The sequence below is a fragment of the Glaciecola punicea ACAM 611 genome (genome assembly GCF_000252165.1).
GTDB classification, from domain to species: Bacteria; Pseudomonadota; Gammaproteobacteria; order Enterobacterales; family Alteromonadaceae; genus Glaciecola; species Glaciecola punicea.
The window spans coordinates 40,052-52,268 of record NZ_BAET01000028.1 but is presented as its reverse complement, the minus strand read 5'-3'; the positions used below and the strand labels follow the sequence as shown (position 1 = coordinate 52,268).

Annotated in this window: 12 protein-coding genes; 6 read left to right on the top strand and 6 right to left on the bottom strand. The window is 44.7% G+C overall.

The features are described from left to right. Window positions 1-72: 72 nt before the first annotated feature. The 4 genes from GPUN_RS10425 to tkt all read right to left on the bottom strand — a co-directional run bounded on the left by GPUN_RS10425 (window position 73) and on the right by tkt (window position 5,392). A complete protein-coding gene (locus GPUN_RS10425) occupies window positions 73-972 on the bottom strand; it encodes a fructose bisphosphate aldolase (protein WP_006006449.1) in 900 nt (299 codons plus the stop codon). Window positions 973-1,040: 68 nt separating this feature from the next. Beyond that, on the bottom strand, window positions 1,041-2,213 hold the full coding sequence (locus tag GPUN_RS10420) for a phosphoglycerate kinase (RefSeq protein ID WP_040520961.1): 1,173 nt from the start codon (window positions 2,211-2,213) through the stop codon (window positions 1,041-1,043). Between the two features lie 143 nt (window positions 2,214-2,356). After that, the gene (gene epd, locus GPUN_RS10415; RefSeq protein ID WP_006006445.1) at window positions 2,357-3,385 is read right to left on the bottom strand and encodes an erythrose-4-phosphate dehydrogenase; all 1,029 of its coding nucleotides are present in this window, start codon (window positions 3,383-3,385) and stop codon (window positions 2,357-2,359) included. A gap of 9 nt (window positions 3,386-3,394) precedes the next feature. After that, window positions 3,395-5,392, bottom strand: coding sequence for a transketolase (gene tkt, locus GPUN_RS10410; RefSeq protein ID WP_006006443.1), 1,998 nt, complete (start codon window positions 5,390-5,392; stop codon window positions 3,395-3,397). A gap of 366 nt (window positions 5,393-5,758) precedes the next feature. On the opposite strand from tkt, the gene metK reads away from it, so the two are divergent. Beyond that, window positions 5,759-6,910 carry a methionine adenosyltransferase gene (gene metK / locus GPUN_RS10405; RefSeq protein WP_006006441.1) on the top strand — a complete coding sequence of 384 codons (1,152 nt, stop codon included), beginning with the start codon at window positions 5,759-5,761 and terminating at the stop codon, window positions 6,908-6,910. A gap of 54 nt (window positions 6,911-6,964) precedes the next feature. Then, window positions 6,965-7,765, top strand: a complete 801-nt coding sequence (locus GPUN_RS10400) for a M48 family metallopeptidase (RefSeq protein WP_006006438.1) — start codon at window positions 6,965-6,967, stop codon at window positions 7,763-7,765. A 90-nt stretch (window positions 7,766-7,855) separates the two neighbouring features. Here GPUN_RS10400 and GPUN_RS10395 read toward each other — a convergent pair whose 3' ends face one another. After that, a complete protein-coding gene (locus GPUN_RS10395) occupies window positions 7,856-8,734 on the bottom strand; it encodes a mechanosensitive ion channel family protein (RefSeq protein ID WP_006006436.1) in 879 nt (292 codons plus the stop codon). A gap of 211 nt (window positions 8,735-8,945) precedes the next feature. On the opposite strand from GPUN_RS10395, the gene GPUN_RS10390 reads away from it, so the two are divergent. From GPUN_RS10390 to ruvX, 4 genes are all read left to right on the top strand, one after another. Next, window positions 8,946-9,674 carry a 16S rRNA (uracil(1498)-N(3))-methyltransferase gene (locus GPUN_RS10390; protein WP_040520959.1) on the top strand — a complete coding sequence of 243 codons (729 nt, stop codon included), beginning with the start codon at window positions 8,946-8,948 and terminating at the stop codon, window positions 9,672-9,674. A 109-nt stretch (window positions 9,675-9,783) separates the two neighbouring features. Further along, window positions 9,784-10,731, top strand: coding sequence for a glutathione synthase (gshB, locus tag GPUN_RS10385; protein WP_006006433.1), 948 nt, complete (start codon window positions 9,784-9,786; stop codon window positions 10,729-10,731). A gap of 50 nt (window positions 10,732-10,781) precedes the next feature. Next, complete coding sequence (locus GPUN_RS10380; RefSeq protein WP_006006431.1) at window positions 10,782-11,357, top strand: YqgE/AlgH family protein; 576 nt, start codon at window positions 10,782-10,784, stop codon at window positions 11,355-11,357. Between the two features lie 64 nt (window positions 11,358-11,421). Further along, window positions 11,422-11,856, top strand: a complete 435-nt coding sequence (ruvX, locus tag GPUN_RS10375; RefSeq protein WP_006006429.1) for a Holliday junction resolvase RuvX — start codon at window positions 11,422-11,424, stop codon at window positions 11,854-11,856. Here the strand turns inward: ruvX and GPUN_RS10370 are convergent. After that, entirely contained in the window at window positions 11,853-12,176 is a 324-nt protein-coding gene (locus tag GPUN_RS10370) for a putative signal transducing protein (protein WP_006006427.1), read from the bottom strand. The genes ruvX and GPUN_RS10370 overlap by 4 nt on opposite strands. Window positions 12,177-12,217: the final 41 nt, after the last annotated feature.

Here is a 12,217-nt window from a genome sequence, read left to right as displayed (position 1 = left end):
AGCAGCTTGTAACAACTAAAAAAGCTTATGTATTAGGTGCTTTTTTAGTTGTTACAAGCAATACAAACAAGCTTATGTAGCAGAGGCATCGTAAATTGTTTGAATGGTATGATCCAACTCATCGTTAAAATCATCTTCACAAAGCTGAGCGCTTAAACCTTGCGTTAGTGCGCGCGAAAAACTGGCTATCATCGATTTATTTTCAGACAAACGCTTGTTAGCTTCGTCACGGCTATACCCGCCCGACAAGGCAAGCACTTTTAACACTTTAGGGTGATTAATTAAATCGGCGTAAAAATTTGCGTGTTCTGGCAACGTAAGCTTTAACATAACCATTTGATCATCATTTAGACTGTCTAAATGCGCCAAAATAGAAGCTTTGAGCAAGCCTTCAGCGGCGGCTTTTTCAGGACTGTTAATATCTATCTCAGGCTCTATAATGGGCATTAAGCCTGCCGCTAAAATTTGTTTTCCTATTTCAAACTGCTGCGCCACGACCGCGTCAACACCTGCTTGCTTAGCCATTTTTATGACGGAGCGCATTTTTGTACCAAACACATCTTGCGCCCTTGCTTTTGCTAATAATGCGTCCAACTCAGGCATAGGTTTCATGATTTGTGCGCCGTTTTCTGCATCCGCTAAACCTTTGTCCACCTTCAAAAATGGCACTACCTGTTTGTTTTCCCACAAAAAACGCGCTGAAGATTTCCCTTTTATGCCTCTGTCTAGGGTATCTTCAAACAATATAGCGCCCAGTACACGACTACCATCAAAAGACGGACTTGTGATTATACGCGTTCGCATAGCATGAACACAGGCGAACATTTCCTCGTCGTTAGCGTAGCCCGACTCGTCAATACCGTATAAACCTAAGGCTTTTGGCGTGCTGCCGCCACTTTGATCAAGTGCCGCAATAAACCCTACCGTAATTTTTACTTTTTCCAACATTGCTTGCTGAGCAGCCGTGGTCATATTCAACTCCTTTTACGCTATAATTTAGTCTACGTTCTTTTGTATTTTACCATTGCTGGTAATGTCATTTAATCTCTGTCTAAAATAGCCACTGCGGGCAAGGTTTTACCCTCAAGGAACTCTAAAAACGCACCGCCTCCTGTGGATATATACGAGACTTTATCAGCAATACCGTATTTGTCCACAGCGGCGAGTGTATCACCGCCACCGGCAATTGAAAATGCGTCACTTTGCGCAATAGCATGCGCAATCGCTTTAGTGCCTTCACCAAACTGGTCAAATTCAAATACGCCTAGCGGGCCGTTCCACACAATAGTGCCGGCATTTTTCAATATATTGGTTAGCACCTTGACGGTATTAGGCCCTATATCGAAAATCATATCATTGTCACTTACCGCATCTACCGATTTGGTAATAGCGGGCTCATCTTTTGAGAACTGCGATCCTACTAACACGTCGCTGGGGATGGGAATATCACCGCCGTTGTCTTTCGCCGCTTTTATGAGCGCTTTTGCCTGATCAATTAAATTCATTTCAACAAGAGACTTGCCCACATTGTGCCCTTGGGCAGCAATAAAAGTGTTTGCAATCCCACCGCCTACAATAAGCTGGTCAACTTTGCTTGATAAGCTATCAAGCACGGTAAGTTTAGTGCTTACTTTAGAGCCGCCTACAATAGCCACCATGGGCCTTGCTGGATTATCTAGCGCTTTGCCTAGTGCTTTTAGCTCACCGTCAAGCAAGGGCCCGGCGCACACTTGCTTAGCATATTTCGCCACACCGTGAGTGCTCGCCTGTGCTCTATGAGCAGTACCAAATGCATCCATAACGAAAATATCGCACAAGGCTGCGTATTTTTTGGCTAAAATATCGTCGTTTTCGACTTCACCCACATTAAAGCGAACGTTTTCTAAAAGCGCAACTTGCCCGGACTTAAGCGCAACTCTTTGATCTAAATAATGACTAATAAGCGCCACTTTTTGACCTAAGGCCTCACTCAAATAATCAGCCACCGGCTGCAGCGAATACTTTGTTTCTGGCGACCCCGGGGTAGGCCTGCCTAAATGAGACATAAGCAAGACTGCTGCCCCTTTTTCTAGCGCTGTTTTTATGGTGGGTAAGGATGCTCTTAGTCGCGCATCGGAGCTAATCTGGCCTTCGTCAATAGGAACATTTAAATCTTGTCGAATTAAAACGGTTTGCTGGTTTATATCTAGCTCAGACATTGTACGTATTGGCATAGCTGTTTCCTCATTGCAGATTAATATGTGAATAAGCGCTGCTGTTGTTTCGTCTTTATGCTTATATTCACCCATTTGCAGAATAGTAATGCTAAGCTGATGACTAAGAACTTCTAATGCTCACTATTGGCTATGCGTGACTTTCACTGGCCATCACAAGCATAACCAATTTTATGCATATACAAAGCAGTGTCTAACATTCTATTGGCAAAACCCCATTCATTGTCACACCACAGCAGTGTTTTCACTAAGGTTTTGTGACTCACGCGTGTTTGCGTACCATCAACAATGCAAGAATGCGGGTTGTGGTTAAAATCTATCGACACCAAAGGTTCTTCGGTGTAATCAATAATATTAGCGGGGTAATCTCGGCCTGCGTACTTAAGCGTATGGTTAACATCGGCGGTAGTCACGTCATCACGTAGCGTTACGCTTAAATCCATTGCGGTGACATTGATAGTAGGGACTCGCACCGCGATGGCCTCAAACTTGCCCGCAAATTCTGGTAGTATGCGCTCTATGCCTGCCGCAAGTTTGGTGTCTACTGGAATAATCGATTGACTCGCTGCGCGCGCGCGCCGAGGGTCTTGGTGATAACCGTCGATGACCTGCTGATCGTTCATCGACGCATGAATAGTAGTAATAGTTCCGCTTACAACGCCAAACGCGCTGTGTAAGGCCTGAATAACCGGCACTATACAGTTTGTGGTGCACGAACCGTTTGACACCACGGTATCGCTTATTTTTAAAGAACTATGATTTACGCCATATATAATTGTGGCGTCTACGTCTTGGCTAGCGGGTGATGAAAACAGTACTTTTTTAGCACCTTGACCTATATGTGCCAGCGCTTCAGATTTCTCGCTGTAAATGCCAGTACACTCAAGCACAATATCAGCATTCACGCTATTCCAGTCAATATCGCTTATGTTGTTATGGCGCATTAATACAATTTTATGCCCGTCAATATACAGATGGCCTTTATCTACGCTTACTTTATGTGCAAAACGTCCGTGGGCAGAATCGTATTTGAGCAGATGGGCCATGGCATCTGGCTCGGCAATTTCATTAATGGCTACCACCTGTACGTACTCTGCGTAACCGTTTTCAAATAGGGCGCGCACAATATTGCGCCCTATTCTACCAAAGCCGTTAATGGCTATTTTGAGCAAGAATGTCTCCTAGCGTTGAAGGGCTAATGCAGCGTCTACAGCCGCTTCTACCGTTATTCCAAAATGCTGGAACAATTCACCCGCAGGCGCTGACTCACCAAAAGTGTCCATGCCAATTACAACGCCGTCTAAGCCAACATATTTATACCACGTGTCTTTTGCAAGCGCTTCAATGGCGATACGTTTGGTAATAGTGGGGGGTAATACTGAGTCGCGATATTCTTTAGATTGACGATCAAACACGCTTGTGCACGGCATTGATACCACTCTTACCGACATACCCTTTATGGCTAATTGCTCGGCCGCTTGCGCTGCTAAATGCACTTCAGAACCTGTTGCAATAAATACCACATCAGGATGTTCGCCAGTATCAAGCAACACATAAGCGCCGCGTTCAACGTCTTTCACTTGCGCTGCGTTTCTTGCCTGCTGTGGCAGTCCTTGGCGAGTAAATATAAGCGCGCTAGGCCCATCGGTTTTTTCTATCGCGGATTTCCAAGAAATAGCCGATTCAACTTGGTCACAAGGACGCCACGTATCTAAGTTAGGCGTAGCACGAAGCGCAACAAGTTGCTCAACCGGCTGGTGTGTGGGCCCATCTTCGCCCAAACCAATTGAGTCATGCGTATATACGAATATAACTGGCAGCTTCATGAGCGCGGCCATGCGCACCGCATTTCGTGCGTATTCCACAAACATAAGGAAGGTCGCACCATATGGCTTAAAACCGCCATATAAACTAAGGCCGTTCATCATTGCCGACATGCCAAATTCACGCACGCCATAATTAACGTAGTTACCACTGGCGTCACTTGCAACAATGGTTTTGCTGGTGTTGTGGATGGTTAGGTTAGACCCGGCTAAGTCTGCAGATCCGCCTAATAATTCGGGTAATACTGGTGCATATGCGTTTAAGGTGTTTTGCGAGGCTTTGCGCGTGGCTAAGGAGGCTGGGTTTTGCTGTAGTTCGCTTATATAATCGCTGCATGTTTTTTCCCAGACATCTGGCAGTGTCGCGTTCTTACGACGAGTGAACTCAGCGGCTAACTCAGGGTGGGCCTGCGCGTAGCGGGCGAATTTATCATTCCATGTTTGTTCTGCAACAGCGCCTTTTTTGCTAGCATCCCAAGCTGCGTAAACGTCTTTAGGCACTTCAAATGGAGGGGATGTCCAGCCAAGGGCCTCACGCACAAGTACTATTTCGTCATCGCCCAAAGGCGCACCATGACAACTTTCACTGCCCTGCTTGTTAGGCGAGCCAAAGCCAATGGTGGTTTTACAACAAATTAAGCTTGGTTTATCTGTTTGCGCCTGCGCTTTTGCAATGGCCGCTGAAATCTCGTTAGGTTCATGTCCGTTTACATCAGCAATTACGTGCCAGCCATAGGCCTCAAAACGCTTCACCGTATCGTCAGTAAACCAGCCTTGTACGTCGCCGTCTATTGATATACCGTTGTCATCCCAGACTGCAATAAGCTTGCCTAGGCCAAGCGTACCGGCTAGCGAACATGCTTCATGAGAAATACCTTCCATGAGGCAGCCGTCGCCTAAAAATGAATAGGTGTAGTGATTAACAATGTCTAAGTCGTCTTTGTTAAATTGCGCAGCCAATACTTTTTCAGCCAGCGCCATGCCAACGGCGTTGGTAATGCCTTGGCCTAAAGGACCGGTGGTGGTCTCAACACCGGGTGCATAGCCGTATTCTGGGTGACCGGGTGTTTTAGAATGCAGCTGGCGAAAGTTTTTTAGCTCTTCAATAGGTAAATCATAGCCCGTAAGGTGCAATAGCGAATACAGCAGCATGGATCCATGACCGTTAGAAAGAATGAAGCGATCGCGGTTAGCCCAGTTAGGGTTTTTTGGATTGTGCGATAAGTAATCACACCACAACACCTGGCTAATATCGGCCATCCCCATTGGGGCGCCAGGATGTCCTGATTTAGCTTTTTGTACTGCATCCATACTTAATGCACGAACTGCATTAGCAAGGTGACGACGAGAAGGCATGATTGCTCCTTGGTAAAAATTACGACGGTCGCTATTGTTACTCACCCGCCCCGCTTGTTCAATAATTAAATCTCGTTTTGGGTTTCTTTTATTCACTTGTTATGGAGTATTAAGGACTTGTAAAAACCAAATAGACTTTTTTAACGTAAAGCACCATATCGATTTCGCTGTGAATTTTAGACGTCTAGAAGTAAAGACTGGTAAATGAGCTGATGTGAGCTATAATATTGGCCTGCATATTTACTTTGCCTGTTTTTATAATGGAACGCTCATCAAAAGCAGTGAACGTAAGCATTTTATAGTTTAACTAAGCCCGTTGCTGAGTAAAGCACAGTGGGGGGGCTGTTTATTTTTTAGGATTTTGGCATGACAACACACGTATTTACTTCGGAATCGGTATCTGAGGGGCACCCTGATAAAATCGCAGATCAAATTTCTGATGCGGTACTCGACGCCATTCTTACAAAAGATCCCAAAGCAAGAGTGGCGTGCGAAACGTTTGTGAAAACAGGCATGGTCTTGGTCGGCGGCGAGATAAACACAACGGCGTGGGTTGATATTGAAGAATTAACCCGTAAAACCGTCAAAGATATTGGTTATGTTCACTCTGACATGGGCTTTGATGGCGGCTCGTGCGCCGTACTAAATGCAATCGGTAAGCAGTCATCAGACATTAACCAAGGCGTCGACAGAGAAAGCCCCCAAGCTCAAGGTGCGGGCGATCAAGGACTCATGTTCGGCTATGCCAGTGATGAAACCGACGTGCTCATGCCTGCACCCATAACGTATGCACACAGACTGGTGCAGCAGCAAGCCAAGCTGCGTAAAAACGGCACCTTAAACTGGCTGCGTCCCGATGCAAAAAGCCAAATTACCTTCATATATGAAGACAATGTGCCAGTAGGGATAGATGCTGTCGTATTGTCTACTCAGCACTGCGATAGTGTTTCGATTAAAACCTTACGTGAAGCGGTAATGGAAGAGATTATTAAGCCCATACTGCCCGCGCAGTGGCTAAGTAACAAAACTAAATTCCACATTAATCCAACCGGTCGCTTTGTGATTGGCGGCCCAATGGGCGACTGCGGCCTAACAGGTCGTAAAATTATTGTGGATACCTATGGCGGTATGGCGCGTCACGGCGGCGGTGCCTTCTCAGGTAAAGACCCATCAAAAGTAGATCGTAGCGCGGCCTATGCAGGTCGCTATGTGGCAAAGAACATTGTTGCCGCTGGTCTGGCTAAACGCTGTGAAATCCAAATATCTTATGCTATCGGCGTTGCCGAGCCAACCTCCATCAGCATAGAAACATTCGGTACCGGCAAAATTAGCGAGACACTGCTAGTAGAATTGGTCAAAACTCATTTCGACTTAACGCCTTACGGACTTGTAAAAATGCTCAACCTAGAGCAACCTATTTACAAAGAAACAGCCGCTTACGGTCACTTTGGTCGCGAGCAGTTCCCATGGGAAGCAACCGACAAAGCCGTTTCCCTAAGAAGCGACGCTGGTTTATAATATTGACTTGTGTAAAACGTCACTGCGTTTTGTGGCGAATGCTTAGGAGCTTGTATGAAATTAATGGCGATAAAAGCCCTAGCAGTCATTGCTACTGCGCTACTGCTAAATGCCTGCGCCACATCACCTACCGGCCGCAGCCAAGTGCTGCTGTTTCCCGACGGTGAATTAGCCACTATGGGTCAACAAGCCTTTGCAGGTATGAAGTCTGATATTAAAATATCAAACAAGCCTGTAGCAAACGACATGGTGCAGTGTATTGCTCGTGAGCTCCTTAAATACGTCGATGACTCAGTCTATAAGGGCGAATGGGAAGTGGTGGTATTTGACGATGACCAAGTGAATGCTTTTGCCCTTCCTGGTGGTAAAATTGGAGTATATACCGGCTTATTAAATGTGGCGGTCAATCAGCATCAGGTAGCCGCAGTAATAGGCCATGAAATTGGCCACGTCATTGCTAAGCATGGGAATGAGCGTATGTCGAACAACGCCGTCATAGGATTTGGACAGCAGGCAGTGGGTCAAGTGTTAGCGGCTAACCAAGTGTCACAAACGCCTGAAATTATGATGGCACTTGGCGTTGGCCTGCAGTTTGGCACCTTAAAATATAGCCGCGTGCATGAAAGTGAAGCCGACGAAATAGGCCTTACCTTAATGGCTAAAGCGGGCTTCAAACCCACTGAATCTGTTTCGCTTTGGCAAAACATGGCGGCGCAAAGTGGGGGCAAACGTCAGCCTGAATTTATGTCGACCCATCCAGCGCCAGAATCGCGCATAGAAAATCTGATAAACCAAATGCCACAGGCTGAAAAGTTATTTAAGGCAGCTCGCAACCGACCTAACTGCGGCGATTAGCTTGCTTCTTATACGATGTAGACGATTACAAAAAAAACCGTTGATATTACTATTAACGGATTCATTATTACGTAAGTGAATACGCCATGTTTATAAGTGCTCCTTTGCTATGGGCTCTTCATTTTTATGCATGTGAACATCCATTTGAGGATAAGGGATAGAAATACCTTCCTCGTCAAAGCGCAGCTTCACGGCTTCAATGAAGTCAAACTTAAAACCCCAGTAATCACTGGACGCTGTCCATGGGCGCACCACAAAATTAACGCTGCTGTCGCCAAGTTCAGACACCGCTACCTGTGGGGTAGGATCAGCCAATACGCGAGGATCGGCAGCCAGCATTTCCAGTAACACCGATTTGGCTTTTCGAAGGTCGTCGTCATAACCAATGCCAAACACCATATCGACACGGCGTGTTTCTTTGGCACTGTAGTTGGTTATGTTACCACTGTAAATTGACCCGTTTGGTATAATAATTTCTTTGTTGTCGGGGGTGACCATCATTGAGGTGAAAATACCGACACTTTTTATGGTACCCGAGGTATTAGCAGCATCTACATAGTCACCTGCTTTGAAGGGGCGAAATACCAGTAACATTACGCCTGCCGCAAAATTTGCAAGAGAGCCTTGCAAAGATAAGCCTATTGCCAAACCTGCGGCGGCTAAAATGGCGGCGAACGAGGTAGTGTTCACGCCCAACTGATCTATAGCCGCAATGACGACAAATAGCATCAAAATTGCGCCTATAATCGATTTCAGAAAATCAACTAGCATTTCATCGTATTTTGATTTAGCCATTACTTTGCCAAAAATACTGAGTAAGATTTTGACGACTATTTTACCCACTATGAGTATTACTATCGCCATTGCGATATTAATACCAAATGGAATAAGGTACTGATCTACGTATTTTGATGCTTCTTCAATGGTAATTCCATATTTTGCTGCTTCTTCAGTGGTGTTTTCCAACATGAATTCGCTTCCTTACTGACTATATTTAACAAGAGGCGCTATTGTTTTGTCATTTCAAGTGCCGTATTTTTGAACATATTCTTATTGCTTCAATGAGGTAATAAGAATACATACAGTACTTAAAATACCAAGTTAGCAGCGCAAAACAAAGTTATTATTTATGCCGTTTTGATTTATACTAATGGTCATTTATCCTCTACTATCTGCAAAAATGCGAATTCCAAGATTTTTTATAGAAGACCCTTTAATTATCGACAGCACTATTAACGCCCCTACCGAATTAGCGCACTACATGCATAATGTACTGCGCCTTCGCATAGGCACGCCCATTGTTTTATTTAATGGCAATGGCAGTGATTTTCCTAGCGAGATAGTCGACATACAAAAACGCAGCGCAAGCATCCTCATTAATGCGCAAATTTCACTGTCGCTCGAGTCACCTCTGCATTTACATTTAGGCCAAGGTGTCTCTAAAGGTGAACGAATGGATTTTGCTTTGCAAAAGTCGGTTGAATTAGGCGTGACGGAAATTACGCCTATTATTACTGAAAATTGCAACGTAAAGCTTGACCAAGAACGTTGGGATAAGAAACTTGCTGCATGGCAAAAACTGATTATTGGCGCCTGCGAACAAAGCCAGCGGAACATCTTACCCATACTGCATCAGCCAGTGACTATGCATCAGTGGCTAGGACAGTCTAGCGATTTAACAAAAATCATTTTGGCGCCGGGTGCGAAAACCTACTTGTCGGGCCTGCAACAGCCGCAAAAAGGCTTTAGAGTTGTTATTGGACCTGAAGGAGGCTTAAGCGAAAAAGAAATTTATACGGCCACTGAGACAGGATATACACCGGTCAATATTGGCAGTCGTATCTTACGCACTGAAACCGCCGCTATTGCTTGTTTGGCTATATTACAAGCTAAGCACGGTGATATATAAGCCGCGAATTTTGTGTCTATTAAATTAGATTATTGGCAGCTGCGCTTGCTTTTATCTATAAAACCCACACAATTGAGTGACAAAATATGCAACTAATACACGAGCCCCTATGACTATTAAGCTTGGCATTGTAATGGATCCGATTGAGTCCATTAACATTAAAAAAGATACGACCTTCGCAATGATGCTAGAGGCGCAAAAACGCGGCTACGAAATTTACTATATGCAAATTGGCGATTTATACATTACTAACGGCCAACCTAGGGCGACTGTTACCCGCATTAGCGTGCAAGAAAAAGCATCTGATTATTATTCAATACTGGCACAAGACGACATCTGCCTAGGTGATTTGACGGTGCTGTTAATGCGTAAAGATCCGCCTGTTGATAGTCAGTTCATTTATGCGACACATATATTTTCTTTAGCAAAAGACTTAGGTACGCTTGTCGTAAATGACCCACAGGCATTGCGCGACTTTAATGAGAAATTATTTACCTCTTTATATAGTGACTTCATTCCTCCCACATTGGTTACGAGTAATAAAGAACGCATAAAAGCGTTTCATGCAGCGCATAAAGATATCATTGTGAAGCCGCTTGACGGTATGGGCGGCACCAGCATATTTCGTGTAAAAGAAGATGGCGTTAATTTGGGCGTTATTTGTGAAATTATTACCTCTAATGAAAGTGTGCATGCAATGGTGCAAGCGTACATGCCAGAAATTAAACTAGGCGATAAACGTATTTTGCTAGTAGACGGTGAAGTGATCCCCTATTGCTTAGCACGCTTGCCCAGCGGTAACGAAACGCGCGGAAACTTAGCCGCTGGGGGCATCGGGCAGTCCCAGCAGGTAAATCAGCAAGACATGCAAGTAGCCCAAGCGATTGCCAAGGATATGCCCGATAGAGGCATCCTATTTGTTGGTTTAGATATGATTGGCAATAAGGTCACTGAAATTAACATCACCAGCCCAACCTGTGTAAGAGAAATTGAAGCAGCTTATGACATTAACATATGCGCTAAGCTGTTCGATGCCATTGAAAAACGCTTACACTAAACTATGCAAGACCATTTATGTCGCTAAAACGCAATAAGGGATACTATTTTATGTCTAAAATCAAAACCACGCAAAGTCTCAAAAATCACTTTTTAATTGCAATGCCAGTATTAAGCGACCAGTATTTTTCACGTTCGCTCACCTTTATTGTTGAACACACGAGCGAAGGCGCAATGGGCATTGTGATTAATCAGCCTTCTACTATGACGTTTAGAGAACTCATAAAAATGGCTGATGCAAGTGCAATTGTTGACGACGACATAAGTAATAAAGTTGTTGTATGCGGCGGCCCGGTGCATACCGACCGTGGGTTTATACTGCATATGGCCAAAGGTGGCTACAGCTCTTCTATTAACGTTAGCTCTGATATTATGTTAACTACTTCAAAAGATATTTTGTCTATGCTAGGCAAGCAAGACGGGCCGGCAAAATCAGTCGTCGCCCTTGGTTACGCCGGTTGGGATGCTGGACAGCTTGAACAAGAAATTCAAGACAGCGCATGGCTGACCATTGAGGCCGACAAGGAAATACTTTTCGACACCCCTAATAGTAAAAAATGGGAAGCAGCGGTTAATAAATTGGGCATCAATGTATGGCAGCTAACGCAGCAGGCAGGACAAGCATGATGATGCGGTCCTTTTTAGCCCAAGGCTTGTTAACACGGCTGCTGTTAAGAATGCGATCGTAAATATGCATACATTGCCCAGCGACTCCATACGCACCGTTATTGCTTTTGATTTTGGCATGAAAAGTATAGGCTTAGCAGTAGGACAAGCGATTACTAACACCGCCTCCCCTTTGCAAGCAATTAAAGCCCAAGACGGCATTCCTAACTGGGAGAATTTAGCTAAGATCATTTCGCAGTGGGAGCCAGACGGACTGCTTGTGGGTTTACCGCTCAACATGGACGGCACTGAGCAGCCTATTACTGCCAGCGTAAAGCGCTTTGTTGGTAGGCTCAAACACAAATATAATCTTCCAGTATTTTTGCACGACGAGCGCTTATCAACAGTAGACGCAAAAGCAAAATTATTTGAACTGGGCGGCTACAAGAAGCTCAGTAAAGAAAAGGTCGACAGCGTGTCTGCCTGTTTAATTTATGAAAGCTGGGTTTTTACTGTCTAAGCATCTGCAGGCTTTTCTTGCTGGCACTGCCAACACATCATAAATTGACCTTCGTTTATCTCATTACACGTGCTGCATTGCCATTCGATTTGGCTAGCTTTTGCTAACTCCCGCTCTAAGGTATCAACCAAGCCTTGCGCCCTTTGTCGCCATTGTTCATCTACCAGCCATATTTCAGGTAAGGTTTCATGCGGCGGAATTTCGCCGCTGGCGCCTTGGATAAATTCGTTTTTTAAAAAACACGGAATGTCGGCATCATCAAGCATCGCTTTAATTTCACGTACTTTTATTTGGTTGTAGTCGGTATAAAATTTTTCCAAAATAATCAATCCTGACGATTTGTACATTGTCTAAACGCACT

What these genes read in the sequence shown, in the direction of transcription:
- gshB (WP_006006433.1), top strand. Translation starts at nt 9,784, where the DNA reads ATGACTATTAAGCTTGGCATTGTAATGGATCCGATTGAGTCCATTAAC.
- metK (WP_006006441.1), top strand. Translation starts at nt 5,759, where the DNA reads ATGACAACACACGTATTTACTTCGGAATCGGTATCTGAGGGGCACCCT.
- GPUN_RS10400 (WP_006006438.1), top strand. Translation starts at nt 6,965, where the DNA reads ATGAAATTAATGGCGATAAAAGCCCTAGCAGTCATTGCTACTGCGCTA.
- GPUN_RS10390 (WP_040520959.1), top strand. Translation starts at nt 8,946, where the DNA reads ATGCGAATTCCAAGATTTTTTATAGAAGACCCTTTAATTATCGACAGC.
- tkt (WP_006006443.1), bottom strand. Translation starts at nt 5,392, where the DNA reads ATGCCTTCTCGTCGTCACCTTGCTAATGCAGTTCGTGCATTAAGTATG.
- GPUN_RS10380 (WP_006006431.1), top strand. Translation starts at nt 10,782, where the DNA reads ATGTCTAAAATCAAAACCACGCAAAGTCTCAAAAATCACTTTTTAATT.
- GPUN_RS10425 (WP_006006449.1), bottom strand. Translation starts at nt 972, where the DNA reads ATGACCACGGCTGCTCAGCAAGCAATGTTGGAAAAAGTAAAAATTACG.
- GPUN_RS10395 (WP_006006436.1), bottom strand. Translation starts at nt 8,734, where the DNA reads ATGTTGGAAAACACCACTGAAGAAGCAGCAAAATATGGAATTACCATT.
- GPUN_RS10420 (WP_040520961.1), bottom strand. Translation starts at nt 2,213, where the DNA reads ATGCCAATACGTACAATGTCTGAGCTAGATATAAACCAGCAAACCGTT.
- ruvX (WP_006006429.1), top strand. Translation starts at nt 11,422, where the DNA reads ATGCATACATTGCCCAGCGACTCCATACGCACCGTTATTGCTTTTGAT.